This is a genomic window from Devosia alba, from assembly GCF_039938915.1.
GTDB lineage: Bacteria > Pseudomonadota > Alphaproteobacteria > Rhizobiales > Devosiaceae > Devosia > Devosia alba.
On sequence record NZ_JBDUUI010000125.1, the window covers coordinates 1 to 250 of the forward strand.

General features: G+C 28.0%; 1 protein-coding gene. It reads left to right on the top strand.

Going from position 1 to position 250, the window contains the following annotated elements:
- Nucleotides 1-250 (top strand): hypothetical protein (locus tag ABFY71_RS19030; RefSeq protein ID WP_347947444.1); only part of this gene is annotated, 250 nt, incomplete at both ends.

Here is a 250-nt window from a genome sequence, read left to right on the forward strand (position 1 = left end):
GGTGGGTTATGATTACAAGCAAAAGAGAATTAAAATTTTATCTAATGGCAGATTCTATGATGAATATAGGTAAGTTTGAGTATTCATTTATTGAAAGAATTAAGCGGATTATTGTTCCAAACGATATATTGAATTTTATGAAATCACTTCGTTATTACGAGTACTATACAAATGTAGGAAGTATAAAACGTTTTTATTGGAAACTAAAAAATAAGCGGATTCAGTTAAAATTAGGCTTTTCAATTGCTCC